General features: G+C 39.2%; 12 protein-coding genes and 1 tRNA gene. 10 read left to right on the top strand and 3 right to left on the bottom strand.

Annotated elements, in window-relative coordinates:
- Positions 1 to 158 precede the first annotated feature (158 nt).
- From CH352_RS10150 to CH352_RS10140, 3 genes are all read left to right on the top strand, one after another.
- Entirely contained in the window at positions 159 to 1,406 is a 1,248-nt protein-coding gene (locus CH352_RS10150; RefSeq protein WP_100707016.1) for a hypothetical protein, read from the top strand.
- 123 nt (positions 1,407 to 1,529) lie between these two features.
- Positions 1,530 to 1,603, top strand: a tRNA-Met gene (locus CH352_RS10145).
- 23 nt (positions 1,604 to 1,626) lie between these two features.
- Positions 1,627 to 1,914 (top strand): Cys-rich protein, encoded by a 288-nt coding sequence (locus CH352_RS10140; protein ID WP_100707015.1) that lies wholly within the window; start codon positions 1,627 to 1,629, stop codon positions 1,912 to 1,914.
- A gap of 2 nt (positions 1,915 to 1,916) precedes the next feature.
- Here the strand turns inward: CH352_RS10140 and thiH are convergent, their stop codons facing one another.
- Genes thiH through CH352_RS10125 form a run of 3 tightly spaced genes read right to left on the bottom strand, consistent with a single transcriptional unit; the run spans position 1,917 to position 6,639 of the window.
- Positions 1,917 to 3,053 carry a 2-iminoacetate synthase ThiH gene (gene thiH / locus CH352_RS10135; RefSeq protein WP_100707014.1) on the bottom strand — a complete coding sequence of 379 codons (1,137 nt, stop codon included), beginning with the start codon at positions 3,051 to 3,053 and terminating at the stop codon, positions 1,917 to 1,919.
- Positions 3,034 to 3,846: a thiazole synthase gene (locus CH352_RS10130; RefSeq protein WP_100707013.1), complete on the bottom strand. Its 813-nt coding sequence runs from the start codon at positions 3,844 to 3,846 to the stop codon at positions 3,034 to 3,036. The genes thiH and CH352_RS10130 overlap by 20 nt, the downstream gene beginning before the upstream one ends.
- A 9-nt stretch (positions 3,847 to 3,855) precedes the next feature.
- Complete coding sequence (locus tag CH352_RS10125; RefSeq protein ID WP_100707012.1) at positions 3,856 to 6,639, bottom strand: chromosome segregation SMC family protein; 2,784 nt, start codon at positions 6,637 to 6,639, stop codon at positions 3,856 to 3,858.
- 77 nt (positions 6,640 to 6,716) lie between these two features.
- Between CH352_RS10125 and CH352_RS10120 the strand changes: the two genes are divergently transcribed.
- The 7 genes from CH352_RS10120 (at position 6,717) to CH352_RS10090 (ending at position 14,954) form a co-directional block, all read left to right on the top strand.
- Positions 6,717 to 8,540: a motility associated factor glycosyltransferase family protein gene (locus CH352_RS10120; RefSeq protein WP_100707011.1), complete on the top strand. Its 1,824-nt coding sequence runs from the start codon at positions 6,717 to 6,719 to the stop codon at positions 8,538 to 8,540.
- Positions 8,541 to 8,545: 5 nt separating this feature from the next.
- Positions 8,546 to 9,598, top strand: a complete 1,053-nt coding sequence (locus tag CH352_RS10115; RefSeq protein ID WP_100707010.1) for a serine/threonine protein kinase — start codon at positions 8,546 to 8,548, stop codon at positions 9,596 to 9,598.
- A 167-nt stretch (positions 9,599 to 9,765) separates the two neighbouring features.
- Entirely contained in the window at positions 9,766 to 10,446 is a 681-nt protein-coding gene (locus tag CH352_RS10110; protein ID WP_100707009.1) for a biliverdin-producing heme oxygenase, read from the top strand.
- A 3-nt stretch (positions 10,447 to 10,449) separates the two neighbouring features.
- The gene (locus CH352_RS10105) at positions 10,450 to 11,712 is read left to right on the top strand and encodes an MFS transporter (RefSeq protein WP_100707008.1); all 1,263 of its coding nucleotides are present in this window, start codon (positions 10,450 to 10,452) and stop codon (positions 11,710 to 11,712) included.
- A gap of 325 nt (positions 11,713 to 12,037) precedes the next feature.
- On the top strand, positions 12,038 to 13,120 hold the full coding sequence (locus tag CH352_RS10100) for a hypothetical protein (RefSeq protein WP_125169480.1): 1,083 nt from the start codon (positions 12,038 to 12,040) through the stop codon (positions 13,118 to 13,120).
- Positions 13,121 to 13,204: 84 nt separating this feature from the next.
- Positions 13,205 to 14,191: an outer membrane protein assembly factor BamD gene (locus CH352_RS10095; protein WP_125169479.1), complete on the top strand. Its 987-nt coding sequence runs from the start codon at positions 13,205 to 13,207 to the stop codon at positions 14,189 to 14,191.
- A gap of 118 nt (positions 14,192 to 14,309) precedes the next feature.
- The gene (locus tag CH352_RS10090; RefSeq protein WP_100707005.1) at positions 14,310 to 14,954 is read left to right on the top strand and encodes a hypothetical protein; all 645 of its coding nucleotides are present in this window, start codon (positions 14,310 to 14,312) and stop codon (positions 14,952 to 14,954) included.
- The last annotated feature ends 21 nt before the right edge of the window (positions 14,955 to 14,975 follow it).

The following is a 14,975-nucleotide window of genomic DNA, read 5'->3' as shown; positions in this document are numbered from 1 at the left end:
ATGCTCAGGCTAAAAATCCTTGAACCTGAGGCAATCAGTAAAAAACTCCGATTGAATGGATTCGATAGAATTTTAAACCCCAAGGTTTTGGATCTATCTGTCATTTGCCATGCGCTAGTTTGGTACACTACGCTCAAAATATAATCATGGGAGAAACCATGCAGACCCTTGCCAAATGGCCTAGTCCATCAGAGCTTTCTTTTTCAGACGGAAGAGATGCCCAATCAGAAATTCCAAACTCCAAGGAATATTTTCAATCCGTATTGGCATGGGCAAAGGAGAATGGAGCGGAAGAATACTTTCTAGTTCCGTTGGAAGAATGGGTCCCTTCTTCCGAGGTTCTCTCCTCCCTTCCCTCTTATCCTGTCCGCACACAAATGGACATTCCGGATTCAGTGACCTTCTCCTATGCAATCCCACCTGTATTATTCGGGAATAAACTTTGCTTCTGGACCTCTGAAGGAAATAGCTTAACTGATTCATATATTCGTGTTTTAGGAAAAATGGAAAGATCCGAAGAACAACTTAGCAAAATTTTCGAGACAAAGATCCGTTCTATTCCTGAGATCATTTGGAAAGAAGAAGAGAAACATTCAAATTCTCTTCTACTGGAAAGAAAATTATGGGGAAGAAAGGAAAATGGAAAAAGATATTCTTCTTCCTTCTCCTTAGCTAAGGCGTTTTTTGTAGGATCTTTGACGGATATCAGAGAGATAGACGAATACGAATTAGTCTTTGGATCTTCTTCCGATTTAGAAGCTGCAATCCAAAAGTTTTTATACAAGAGAGCAGATTCCAAATACTTCTCCCTTTTATCCGCTTTAGGAAAAAGTGGATCTGAAAATGGATCCGTATTCAAACCTAAGATCTATTTTTCATTCGGACTACAACTTCTGATCCTTTCATGCGTTCTTGCAGAAGCCTACGATGAATTAGTTTCTAGATGGATAGAAGAAAGACCGGTGCTCAAAGACGCGATCGACAAATTGGAAGAATGGACTGAAAAGGAATTTCATCCTAAAACGGACGCCGGAATGGACGCGATCTTTGAAGAAAAGGTCATCCATTTATTGGATAAATATTCGGATAGAACGGATAGATTCCTTCTTAAAAGATTAGAAGAAGAATACCAAAATTCTCAGAAGGACTTATCTCTGCATTTCCAACTCAGGAAGAAGGAGATAGAAGAAAAATTGATCCCAGACCTTCTCTCTCAAGTAGAATCTCATTCTAAATTTTCCTTTCCGGAAGAATTAAAAACAGAGTGGGAAAATTTAGGAAAAACATTACAGTATCGTCTAGAAAATCTTCTCTTAGAAAGAAAAAATTTACCAAATCCGGAACAAAAAGGGAACGGAAAAACGCCCGAAAGCTGGAACATTCTAATCGGGCATAGGTCAGATTAAAGAATATAGGCCCAGTTTATTCTAGGAAAGGTTTCGAATCACCCGGAGAGAAATCTTTGACAAGGCCGGTATTTCAAAAAAAATGACCGGTAAATACCTTTTAAGGTATTTCCTAGGAATAACGGCGACGTAGCTCAGCTGGTTAGAGCAACGGAATCATAATCCGCAGGTCCGGGGTTCGAATCCCTGCGTCGCTAGGTCCTTTGGAGAAAACACACCCATGAAAAAAACAATCCTCGCAACCCTAATCTTGCTCGCCACGGTTTTCGCCGGATTCTCCTCCGTTTCCGCTCAAAGCCAAGCATGCAATCAGATCTGTGATTTTTACACAACTTGTGTAGAAGGTCAAAAAAAGCTTAGTGCTGCAGAAAAACAAAAAGTGGGAGCCGGTTGTTTAAATACCTGCCGTAAAAATTACGCAGCAGTTACTTCTTGTTATGAGACTCATTCAGGTCAATGTACAGCTTTTAATAGCTGCTTGATGGACAGTTATAAAGGTAAAAAGTAATTTTAACTCATTCGATCGGGCACCTGAAAAAATGCCCGGTCGAAATCCTTAAAGACTGGATCCAGTCCCTTCTTCTTTAACATCTCCGTAAATTCTTCGATCTTTCTAGTATCTTCTATCTCGAATTGTTTTAATTCTTCTCCACCCGAATATCCTCCGGGATCTGTCCTGGATTCCACAGACATATGAGTAATCGGCATTCCAGCCAGATGATTTCTCATCTGTGTAGATTCTCTTGTGGATTGCACAAGTCCGCTATCCGTTAGAAAAAGACGAAGCGCAAATAAGAATCGAACATACTCTCTGTCAGAAACATAGATGGCCTTATCGAACTCACCTTCTGCCGGTCTCATGCGAGGAAGAGAGATTTGGACCGTAGTTCTCCAATATTTTTTAGAAAGATAATGCGCATGTTCTCCTAATCGGAACATTTCTCCATACGGATCGGAAAGTCCAAGAAGTGCACCTACTCCGATACGTCTGAAACCGGCCAGTCCCCCTCTATCAGGAGCATCTAGTCTGTATCTCATATTCTTTTTCATCCCGCGTAGATGATACTTGGAATATGTTTCCGGATCATAGGTTTCTTGGTAAACTACCAGACCTTCTACTCCTTCTTCGATCAATACTTCGTATTTTTCTTTATCCATTGGATAAATTTCTATGGAGATAGAATCGAAATAGGATTTTAAGATACGGACTGCGGATCTCAAATATTCTAAATTTGTGATAGAATAATCTTCGCCTGTTAGAATGAGAACATGTCTGATCCCTTTCGAATGTAGGACTTCCGACTCTGCTTGGATCTCAGACCTATTTAATGTTTTTCTTGGAATCTTATTTTCGAAACTGAATCCACAATAAACGCAGGAAGATCTGCATTCGTTCGAAAGATACATCGGCATATAAAGAGAAATCGTATTGCCGAATCTTTTTTTGGTCCAACCCAAAGAATATTCTGCCATTTCTTCTAAATAAGTATCAGCAGAAGGATGTAATAAAGAGAGGTACTCCTCGAAATTTACCGCTTTTCCGGAATGCGAAGTATGAAGAGCAGATTCTATATCTAATTTAGATTTAGATAATACTCTGTCCTTCGCTTCTGAGAAAGAGATTTTATCAAATAACTCCGTGTACATTTCTAGATTCTTCTTCTAAAAATCCTGTGAGAGGACTGGAAGCGGATGCTTTTTTTGATGTGGAAGTTCCAGAATTAGAATACAATCTGGAAATCCTTCCTGCTTCTGTCGCGAGCTTGAATGCATATGCGGTTTTTGCAGGATCTTTTGCGATCGCAATCGCAGTATTTACAAGAACTGCATCGGCTCCTAATTCCATCGCTTGCGCAGCATGAGAAGGAAGCCCGAGCCCTGCATCCACGACAACCGGAATATTGGATTGTTCTATGATAATTTCTAAATTTGCCAAGGTACGGATCCCTTGGTTAGTCCCGATCGGAGAACCTAAAGGCATCACAGTAGCACAGCCGACTTCTTCTAAATGTTTACAAAGAATAGGGTCTGCGTTTATATAAGGAAGTACATGAAATCCTTCTTTTACGAGGATCTCTGCTGCCTTCAAAGTTTCGATCGGGTCAGGAAGAAGGTAAACCGGATCAGGAGTTACCTCTAATTTTACCCAATCACCTCCGCCTAGTTCTCTGGAAAGTCTCGCAAGGCGGATTGCTTCTTCTGCGTCTCTTGCGCCACTTGTATTAGGCAAAAGCAATATTCTTTCCCTGTCTATCCTGGTAAGAATATCGTCTTCCCCAGAATTCAGATCCACTCTGCGTAGAGCCACAGTCACTACTTCCGTTTCGGAAGAATGGATCGCCTGCCCCAAAGCGGCACCGGAAGAGAACTTGCCAGTACCCAAAAACAGCCTGGATTTGAACCTTCTGCCTGCGATGATTAGATCGTCTGATTCTGTCACAATTCCAGATTATACTGCTTCGATCGCTCTTCCAGCAAAATCTCTGGCTTCATCCAGTCTCAGACTAATAATTTTGGAAATTCCAGGTTCTTCGTTTGTGACTCCGAAAATGGAATTTGCCCTGTGTATCGTAGACTGGGCGTGAGTGATCACTACAAACTGGGACTTGTCCTTGAACTTATCTAAGATCTGACAGAAACGAAGTTTATTCGCTTCGTCAAGTGCGGCATCTATCTCATCCAAGAAACAGAATGGAGAAGGTTTTACCATATAGATCGCGAATAGTAGCGCGATTGCGGTTAAGGACTTTTCGCCACCGGACAGTAGTCTCAAGTTTTGGACATGTTTACCGGGAGGTTCTGCCATAATTTCGATACCGGCGTTTAAGCTGTCTTCTCCATCCACCAGTTCGAGTATCGCTTTTCCCCCATTGAACAAAGTGGAGAATGTCTCCTGGAAATTTTCTCGGATCCTTTCGAATGTTTCTCTGAAAAGTTTTTCAGACTCTTCGTTGATATTTTTCAGGATCTCAGTGATATCGTTTTTCGATCTTTCGATATCTTCTTTTTGAGTGCGATGATGTTCGTAGATCTCTTTAACGTTTCTGTATTCTTCGATCGAGAGAGGATTGATGGAACCTAACATCTGGATATCAGATTTCAAACGTTTGAGTTTTGTCTCACTCTCCCCTTTTTCAGGTTTCCTATCCTTGAATTCGTCCGCAAGTTCCTGCTCGGAGATAGAATAATCATTGTACAATTCTTCCGAGAAAGATTCCAGTTGGACCTTATAAACAGAAACTGCCTTTTCCTTTTCGGTTAAGATTGGGAATAAGTTCTTATAATCTTCTTGGTTTTTCTGGATCTCGTTTTTAAGACCTTGGATCTCTTTTACAATATTTCGAAGAGCTTCTTTTTCGGAATCAAGTGCGCGGCTCATTTCCAAAAATTCGTTATATCTGTTCTCGATCTGTTGTTCCAGTTCGATCACTTCTTTTTCGAATTCAGTTTTTTTGGCACCTAAAGTTTTGATGGATTCTTGAGCAGCCAAGATCCTTTTTTGGGTCTCTTCTATCCGTACGGAAAGTGATTTTGCAGATTCTAATTTAGCGTTCTTCTCGGAATTTAATTCTAAGATACGTTTTTCTAAATAAACGATCTTCTCACGAATATTCTCCGCTTCTTCTCTCAAAGATTCGATAGCCAATCCGGATTCTTTGATAGAACGGGTTAGATTTTCATTCTCCAAGATCAGATCTTCAATCTCTTGGTCTAAACCTTCTTTTTGGGATAAAAATCCATCTCTATCGAATAATAAACTACGGATGCTATCTTCTAAGGAAAAATATTCTCCCAGTTGAGATCTGAACTTTTCAGTCTCGAGTTTCCCGGCCAAGTAAGAGATCTTATCTTTGGTTTCTTCTCCGTGATAAGAATCCAAGGCGATTTTGAGTTCTGTTTCTACAGAAAGGATCCTATCCGCTTCTCCGAGTAAGAGTTCCTTCAGACGGTTTCTTTCGGCTTCGGTAGATTGAGCTTCTTTTTTGCGGGACTCTAATTGAGAGATCAGATCGAAGATGACTTCTTTTAGTCTTTCTCTGAGTTCCACATGTCGTTTGTCATTGGATTGGATCTTTGCTTCCTTCTCTTGGATGGAAGTATTCTCCGCTTCTATCTTGGCTTCGATCTCTGTCTTATTTTTACGAAGATCTTCAATTCCGAGTTCCAGAGATTTACTTTCTCCATCCAGATCGATCGCTTCTTTTTCTAACTTTTCCCTATCGATCTGTAGAAGGCTTTGAGCGGATTCTTCCTTAGTTAAGGATTCTCTAATATCGGAAATACGATCAGAATAATCTAGGATGATACCTTTATTACTTTCTACCTTGTCTTTCTGGATTTGGGTCTGGGTGAGATGGTCCAAAAGTTTTTTGTCAATCTCTGCGACCTTTTTTTCCAAATCGGATTTTTGATGATCTAACTCTTCGATCCTTCCGGTCTCTGCCGAGATTCTTTCAAGTAGTACCTGATTCTTTTCTTTGATTTCTTTTAATTCATTTTCAGAAGTTTCATGTTTCTTAGTCAAAGTGGAGAATTTGATATATCGGATGATCTTATCAGTCTCATCCAACTCTTGTTTGAGTTTAAAATATTCTTCCGCCTTCTCCGCCTGTTTTTCCTTAACTTCCATTTCCTTCTTCATGGTGTTCATGATATCTTGGATACGAAGAAGGTTCTGGTTTGTGTCGGAAAGTTTTTTGAGTGCTTCTTGTCTTTCCATCTTGAATCTGGAAATACCTGCGGCCTCTTCGAAGATCAGCCTTCTCTCTTCCGGTTTAGAGTGAAGGATACGATCTACCTTTCCCTGTTCCATGATAGAGTAACTTGATTTTCCGATACCGGTATCGAGTAAGATCTTTTCGATCTCTTTACGTTGTACACGAGAATCGTTTATTAGATATTCGTTATTTCCATCCGCATATAATCTACGGGTCAATTTGATGGTTGGATAATCCATCTTGATCAGTTTGGAAGAATTATCGAAAACTACGCTGACTTCCGCGAAACCAGCAGGCTTACGAGCTTCAGAACCGTGGAAGATGACATCATCCATCTTATCACCGCGAAGACCCTTGGCTGATTTTTCGCCGAAGACCCATTTTAAAGCGTCGACTATATTCGATTTTCCGGAACCGTTAGGTCCTACAACTGCGGTAAATCCCGGATCGAGAAGAACTTCTGTCTCGTCCGCAAAGGTCTTGAATCCAACAATATTCAGGCTTTTGAGATACATATGTATTTTTGTGTTTCTTTGGGAAATTGATTGCAAGTGACCAGAATCGGGCGGACTCTGGAATGCTTAGGAGTATTATGTCGCACGATCTCCCGGAAAAGACAAGAGAAATATTCGGGAAAAAACCCTATCTCAGCCTGTATTTCCAAAATCCTCCAACCGAAATGTTGGAGTTCCGACTGGAAGCGGCTAAAAACCAAAATGAGTTCTTTCTCTCCAAAAAAGGAAGAGCATTAGCAAGTTCGGTTTCTCCTTTTACCCAAGCAAAACGACAATTAGATTCGGTATCCATACAATCCACGGATCTCGTAGCAGTTTTAGGTCTCGGAAATCCACATTTGATCCGGGAAGTAGAATCCAAATTAGAACCTGGGCAAATTTTAATCCTTATAGACAAGGACAAAGATCTACTTTTTCCACTTTGGGAAGAATGGTTGGAACCTGTGATGGAAATCCCAGGAAGACATTTATTCTTAGGGGAAAATTCACTTTCTCTTCTCTGGAATTATTTGGAGTCGCTTCCTGTAGAAAGAGTTTCCGGCATCAGAATACTAAGGAACGCGGCAAGTGTCTCCTTAGAAGAGATGTTTTATGCAGAGACCGATATAAGACTTCGGAAAATTTTATCCTCTAAAATGAGCGATCTACTTACCAAATTCGAATTCGAAAGAATTTGGGTGAGAAACTCACTTGTAAACACTGCAAATTTTTTATCACCTCCAAGTCCTCGGACCAAAATAGAATCCTTAAAGGAAAAATTTAACGGAACACCTTCCTTGCTTGTATCCGCGGGGCCAAATCTGCGTAGACAATGCGAATGGATCAAAAGTATCAGAGACAAGGTTTTTGTAATGTCATGCGATACTTCCCTTAAAGTCTTACTCAAATACGAGATCATACCTGATGGAGTAATGACGTTAGATGCACAAACACATTCAGTATTCCATTTTTTAGGAGAAGATACTTCCGAAATACCATTATTCGCAGACCTGGTCAGTTCTCCTCCTATATTAAGAAATTTGAAATTTAAGTCAGTGGTCCATAGTATCACGGCAAAGTATCTGGTTGATGCCTCAGGAGAATTAAAAAGAGAAGCAACTGCAGGAAGTTCCAGTGCAGAATCATTGCTCGGCCCGATCGGAGACGTTCAATCCGGGGGAAGTGTTGCTACAACGGCGTTCGACCTACTCAGAAGCCTAGGGTGCAAACCTTGCTTTTTAGTAGGCCAAGACCTTGCCTATTCAGGAAGAGAGATCCATTCTACCGGAACACACCATAATGAAAAATGGCTTACACTACTTACCAGAAAAACAAGTTTAGAAAAAATTAATGAAGCTGTAGTCCGAAAAAGGGACACAAGATATGTTCCATCTATCACAGGCGGAGAAGTATTAACCGATTATGTATTAGACTTATACAGACATTGGTTTGAAGAATCTTCCAAATCCTTGGACTTTCCTGTATATAATGTAAACACACAAGGTGCAAAAATAGAAAATGCCCGAAACATAGGACCGGAAGAAGCCACTCAGATCCTAAACGAATTCCAGAGCCACCAATACTTCTGGAAAGAATTCCCAGCCTGGAAACCTGAATTGATCCAAGAGACCCTGGTAGGATCTCCAGCAGATTTCAAAAAAGAACTCTTAGAAACAATAGATAAGATCAAAGACGAATTTTCTAAATCGGAAAAAAAAGAAGAAGCTTATGCAGATCTACTTTCTCTCTTTCGAGATACACTCGGCAAATGGGAAGATCTAAGATATTTGATCCGAAAAACGGAAGTGTATATTCTTCGCCATAAAGATAAACTGGACGAGGCCCGCAAAAGGGAATTATTCTTAGGAGCAATCCTAAAAGAATTTACCGGCTTGAGAAGAAAGCTCCTCGCGGGAGATTAGCAATCATGGAAATTCCAGGTAAAGAATTCTATAACAGACTCGATATAGATTCGGTCCTATCAGCCGTAGAAGACGCAGGATTCTCAGTTTCAGGACATTGTCTTGCATTAAACAGTTTAGAGAACAGGGTCTATGATGTTGGCTTAGAAGAAGGTGGAAGACTCGTAGTAAAATTCTACCGCCCAGGACGCTGGACTCTCGATCAAATATTAGAAGAACATTCTTTTCTTAAAGAGTTAGAAGAAGGAGAGATCCCGGTTGTTGCTCCTTTAGCTTTGGAAAACGGAATCACTGTCAGAGAAACAAAAGGAATTTATTATACGATCTGGCCTCTTCAAAAAGGAAGATTAGTAGAAGAATTAGACAAAAACAATTTAGTCCAAACAGGAAGACTACTCGCCAGGATCCACAATATAGGGGCCTCTAAACCAGCAAAACATAGGATACAATACAATCTGAAAAATTTCGGAGAGGACCCTTTGCGATTTTTGAAAGAGAAGGAGTTCCTACCCACTCATCTTTGGAAAAGATACGAAGAAGCGGCAACCAGAATTTTTAACTCATTCTCCGAAGCATCCAAAGATATGCCATTCCATCGGATCCATGGAGATTGCCATAAAGGAAATTTAATACAAACAGCAGACGGACTTTGTTTTATAGACTTTGATGATTTTGTGACCGGACCTGCAGTCCAAGATTTTTGGATGCTTCTCCCCTTTGGCGATTCTGCGTCGGAGTATGAAAGAGAGATTTTTTTAGAAGGTTATAGAGAGTTCCGTGAATTTCGCAATTCTTGGTTCGATTTGGTAGAACCATTGCGGGGCTTGCGCTATATTCATTATTCTGCATGGATCGCTAAACGTTGGGAAGATCCTTCATTCCCGAATGCGTTTCCTCACTTCGGGACGGAAGAATATTGGGAAAGAGAAACCCAGGATTTGGAAAGGCTTGGCTCGGATCTTCCGATCTCTTCCGAGCCGGATGGTAGGAACTCCTTTCAAAAAACAGAAGATTCTGAACTTACAAATAAGGACTTTTTCTGGGATATGGAAGACTAGTCCCAGGCATTCGAACCAGATAATTCTCCGCCTTCTCCCCTTTTGTCGAAGATACTACAAAAATCCCCAAATTTCAAGATTGCCAATCTTTTCCAAAATTATATTTTTGAGATTGACTCTCAGCCCTAGAATCACAGATTTGTCACAGTATTGTCAGGAGAACCCCCATGAGCCTTGCCCAATTATTAAGAGACGGAACCTCCGAATCTCATACCATCGCGGAAAACAACGCATTCATTCGCTGCTTTATGAAAGGAGTATTGGAACCCAAAAGTTACGCCAAACATTTGGAATCTTTTTATTTCGTATATGGAGCAATGGAAGAAGAGTTGGAAAATAAGAAAGACCATCCAGTCGTAGGAAAGATCAGATTCCCTGAATTATACAGAAAAGGGATGATCGAAAAAGACCTGGCACATTTTTTCCAACCAGGACATTCTCCGAATATTACCCCCGCAACAGAAGCTTACGTAAAACATATTAGAGAAATTGCAAATACTTTCCCTGAATTATTGGTAGCCCACAGTTATGTTCGTTATTTGGGAGATCTTTCCGGCGGTCAGATCCTGAAAAGAGTAGCCGCTAAAGCTTTGGGGATAGAAGGAACATTAGGCCTGGACTTTTATAAATTCCCTGAAATTTCCAGTCCGAAAGATTTTAAAGATAAATACAGAAACACGTTGGATTCCCTTTCTCTCTCCGATTCCGAAAAAGAAAAAATCGTAAAAGAGGCAAACGAAGTATTCAAATTGAACGGAAAAATTTTCGATGAGTTGGAAGAAACGTTGGTCTCCTCTATAGGTAAAGCCAAGTTCGATGAAGTTCTGGCAAGTCCCGCGAGGCACTAATTTTTGTTAGAAGTATCTACCCAAAAAGAATCCTCCTCCTCCTTTGGGGTGGATTCTTTTCCCTGGATCATATTATCCTTCATCTTTTTAGCTATGCTTCCGGTTACTATGATTGTACCGGTATATAAAGAAATCGTTAAAGATAGATTGGGAGGCACCGGATATGGAGTCGCTTGGTTCCAAAGTTCGGCTATGCTCGGCTCTTTTTTATTTTCTCCGATTGCCGGTTGGATTTCCGATAAATTAGGGACCAGAAAAAAACTGATCGGGATCTTTGCTATTATAGATGCATTCTTACTAGTTGCACTTCCATTTATACCGAATATTTTTTTTCTTTTCTTGATTCGGTTTTTAGAAGGAGGAGCGCATATTTTTGTGATCGGCCTGCTTCTCACTTGTATTTCGGATAAGGAGAAAGACCAAACATCTAGTTTTTATAATAAAGGAATTTTGTTCGGATTAGGCGGAACTCTTCTCACATTAGGAGGAGGTGTAGGCCAATCTCTCGGCTTTTTAGGAAACAAAAATCCACTCTTTCCTTTTTTTGTAGGAGGATTCATTCTTTTGGCTTTGGGAATTTTATCTTTTTTCTTTCTGAAAGAAGGTAATCTCAAAAAAATAGAATGGGAAGGTTGGCAAAAAACTAAAACTGCTCTATCACTTTCTCCTTTGTTACTCGTGCCCATCGCTTTTCACTTTGTGGATCGATTTACTGTAGGTTATTTTCTAAGTTCCTTAAATTTACATTTGAGAGAAGATCTTGGATTTTCTCCGGGACAAGTAGGTGGACTTTTCGGGGTCATGTTCCTACTCATGAGCGTGTTATCTCTACCTTCCGCACTTCTTTCCAGAAAATGGAATTCTATCTCTTTAGTTTGGATCGGTTCCTTCATTTACGGGGTGGCACAGGCAAGCACTGGTTTTTTAAACACTTCTTCCGGACTATATTTGTCTATGATTGCGTGTGGAATAGGCGCTGGGATCATGTATGTCCCTGCAATGAGACTCGCTTCTTCGCTTGCACCCGGAGGTTTTAATGCAGTGGTTATGACTGTATTTACAGGTATTGGATCTTTGGGATTTCTTTTGGGACCTTTAGTTTCAATCTCCTCTCAGGAATTTTTTAGTTATCTTTACGACAAAACCTTGGGCTTGGAATTTACAGGGATCTTGTATGGAACCTTGGAGGTTCTCCTGGTTTTAGGCACCCTTCCCCTATTATCTAAAATTTTAGAGAAAGAAAAAAGACAAGATGGAACGAGTTGAACTTGGTTTTAACTTCTTCCACAAGAGCAGTCTTCAAACGGAAAATACTTTTGTCGAATGATAAGATTGCCTGCTAAGCAAGCATTGATTGGATCTTATAGATCTGAGACGGAAGGTCCTGCGAAATTTTTGGAAGTTCTTAAATAGAAAGTATTTATATAGCAGCCTTACCTAAATTGAAGATGCCCAACATATCCCGTTTGAGGTAATTTAGATTTTTTTACGCTGATTTTCATATAAATGATTGAGGTAAAAATCGAATTCTGAAATTAATTTCATAGTATAACGTCATTCGCTTTCAAGAAGACGATCTGAGGTGTTTCTTTTGAAATATATTAATATTTGGATCTTACTCAGCCTACTCTTACTGAGCACTTCCTTATATTCAAAAGATAAGGACCAAACGACAGAAGGATATACAATCTCTAAAATTAGAATTACAAATATATCTATCCATTCGGCCACTGCTAGTAATGCGATGAATATTGTGAATTCAAGAGGATTAAATCAGATAGGCTCCGATTCGAAAGAAATTGTAAAATCTTCTATTTCTAATTTCCAAGGGCAAGGTTTGGAATGGGAAACGGATATTAGGCATAGTAATTTCATTCGTACGAATTATTTCCTTTCTCACGCTAGTTTAAGCTCCGGGAATAATAAACTAAATGATCTATCGACTTTGAATTATAGCGCTTCCGGCTCTCCAGTAAGTCTGAACGATCTATCGTTCAAAACTTTTTCGAATAATACACTTATAACTTCCAGGATCGCATTCTTGACGGATTTTTTCTTTTTTGAAAATTCCTCAAATAAACTTCTAGAAAATTTAGCTTTGCGTATCGGATTTGAGACTTATGGAAACACATTCACTGCCTCATCAAAGCCGTATCCTTATGTAGGAACTTCGAACGGGACTCCTTATTCGGGAATTGATTCGACCTATTTAGAAAAAGTTAAATTTTCTGAAGTTTTCGGGAATGCTGTCATTGGGCTAAACTATAAATTCAATCTTACTCCCTTATCTAGTTTAGATTTTGGTTTAGAATATTTTCAGAGTTTTGCAAATGATTCTAGATATGAGAACCGCTCTATTACCTTATATATCTCTCCATCTATCAGTTTTCCCGGAGGCAGTAAAATTGGCGGCATAGTAAAAAGCGAATTAGAAGGTTTTAGGACTTCTTTAGGATATAGATACGATTTTAGTGAAATTACGTTCTTTAGAATATCATTCGCGTATCAAGAATCTGTTCAAAAAATTAAAGAAACGAATTTACCTGATTCGAGTGGTTTCCTTTCTAATAATGCTTTGCAATTTGTTTCCACTGTAATTCCTCCTATGGGTCCTTTTCCAACTGCAAGAGACACTAGATCCCAAATTGGGATCGAATTCGGATACAAATATTAAAAGCGGAGTTATTAAGTTTTGGAATCTGGAAAATTTTATAAATCACCAAAAAGCTGCTTCAAATTTAATATGAAAGCAAACAAAATGAATCCCAAAAAGATTCAGGCATATTTTATAATTATAATATTCTTCTATCTGACCACCTCCATTTTAAATTGTGCATCTGTACCGGCATATAAAGATGTAAATACATCTGTGAAATATTTATTAAACGACGCAGAACGTTTGATTGAAGGGAAAAAATATGGAGAAGCTTCTGAATCCTTAAGAGCAGTTTTTAGGATTTATCCGGAAAATGAAAAAGCGGAGCTTCTCTGGGAACAATTACCGGATATTTGGCAAAAAAGGACTAAATATGATAATGCGCTCGGGCAAGGATTTTCTAAGAGATCTCCGGAAGAGAATAGTTTTTGGGAGAAATTAGCATGGTATATTCCGGATCGTATATTAGATTTACTAGATATATATAGCATTAACGTAATGATAGGCCCTCAAATCGGAGCAAGCGCTTGGTATACACGCGCTGTTCAGGTAACCTTATACGCTGGAAAAACAGTATCTGCGGGATGGTCCCAAAAAAGAAATCTAGGAATAACGGAAGAATCTTCGGCCGAATATGCATTTTTAGGATTTGGTGGATCCGCAATTCATGGAAGAAGGATTGGAACGGGAAGAAGAGCCTATGCAGGAATTTGGGACGGTTTCTTTGTACATATGCCGAGTAATCCGCTTTACGTAAATTATCGTGATTATTGGAGTACCGGGGCTAAACTAGGAGTAGTCTTAATAGGTGCGGAACTAGAATGTCATTATGCAGAGGTAGCAGATTTCTTAGCAGGATTCTTTCTCGTCGATTTTATGGGAGATGATTTTGCCACTACTGGTTCGATTTACTTTAATAGAGAGCAAGAAGATCATTTATATAGGGTTATTAATGCAGCTGATAGATATAATGAAAAACAAATGGATGAATTTCATACTACCTTTCCTGCACCATTTAGAATGAATGAAACAGATAATCCGGATCCTCAACCTATTACACCGAAAGGAAAAAATAGAAAGCCAAACTAAATGAATAGATTATTTAGTAGAAAATGAAGAATTAAGATCTCATCGAATGTTTGTTAAAGGATTTCATTCCTTAATCTTTCTAATTATATTTATGAATCATGGATGCATTTATAGGTCCATGGTATCTCCCCTCTCTGTCAGTCCAAAACCGGATCAAACCAAATCACTTAAGCCGATCAAATTACAAATTTTCTTAGTTGGAGATCGATGTGTAGAATTTTGTAAAAAAGGAGATCCATCTTCTTTTTGTGTAGATAATGATAAGACGAACACATGCAAGCTTTGGATAAAAGATTGGATGCCCGCTGACTTTGCATCAGAGAACGGAGTAAGCTCTGCATTCAAATATTACCCTCCAAGAAAAAGGAAATTTATAGAGCAAATTTCACTCATTGCTTCTGAGTTATGCAAAGATAGAAAGAGCTGGAATTGTTTTTATGATTCCATTGGCCCATCTAACGATCAAAATTTCTCATCTGCAATAATCATTAAAATCGGTAGTTTTCATCGCAAAATACATTGGTCTCTGTATCTATCTTCGTTTTCTCTTTTATTATTCCCTGGATTTTTTAAAGAAGAATGGAATATGGAGATTTCAAACGTAGATCAAAAGAACAAAACCCAACAAATACAGATCCCAGCTATAGAAATAAAAAATTGGTTTGGATGGCCTTTTGTATTATGGGGACCAGCTTTTGCATTCTCTGATGAAAAGGCCTTAGCCGAGATCATTAAATATTCGATTCATCATGCCTCTCGTTAATTATATTAAACTAATTTAATA

This window comes from Leptospira hartskeerlii (assembly GCF_002811475.1).
Taxonomy (GTDB): Bacteria; Spirochaetota; Leptospiria; order Leptospirales; family Leptospiraceae; genus Leptospira_B; species Leptospira_B hartskeerlii.
Note: the sequence above shows the minus strand (reverse complement) of the source record. Positions and strands in the feature narration are given on the sequence as shown.

Coding starts and splice junctions, on each gene's coding strand:
- CH352_RS10090 (WP_100707005.1), top strand. CDS start 14,310: ATGGTATCTCCCCTCTCTGTCAGTCCAAAACCGGATCAAACCAAATCA.
- CH352_RS10095 (WP_125169479.1), top strand. CDS start 13,205: ATGAATCCCAAAAAGATTCAGGCATATTTTATAATTATAATATTCTTC.
- CH352_RS10115 (WP_100707010.1), top strand. CDS start 8,546: ATGGAAATTCCAGGTAAAGAATTCTATAACAGACTCGATATAGATTCG.
- CH352_RS10120 (WP_100707011.1), top strand. CDS start 6,717: ATGTCGCACGATCTCCCGGAAAAGACAAGAGAAATATTCGGGAAAAAA.
- CH352_RS10140 (WP_100707015.1), top strand. CDS start 1,627: ATGAAAAAAACAATCCTCGCAACCCTAATCTTGCTCGCCACGGTTTTC.
- thiH (WP_100707014.1), bottom strand. CDS start 3,053: ATGTACACGGAGTTATTTGATAAAATCTCTTTCTCAGAAGCGAAGGAC.
- CH352_RS10110 (WP_100707009.1), top strand. CDS start 9,766: ATGAGCCTTGCCCAATTATTAAGAGACGGAACCTCCGAATCTCATACC.
- CH352_RS10125 (WP_100707012.1), bottom strand. CDS start 6,639: ATGTATCTCAAAAGCCTGAATATTGTTGGATTCAAGACCTTTGCGGAC.
- CH352_RS10150 (WP_100707016.1), top strand. CDS start 159: ATGCAGACCCTTGCCAAATGGCCTAGTCCATCAGAGCTTTCTTTTTCA.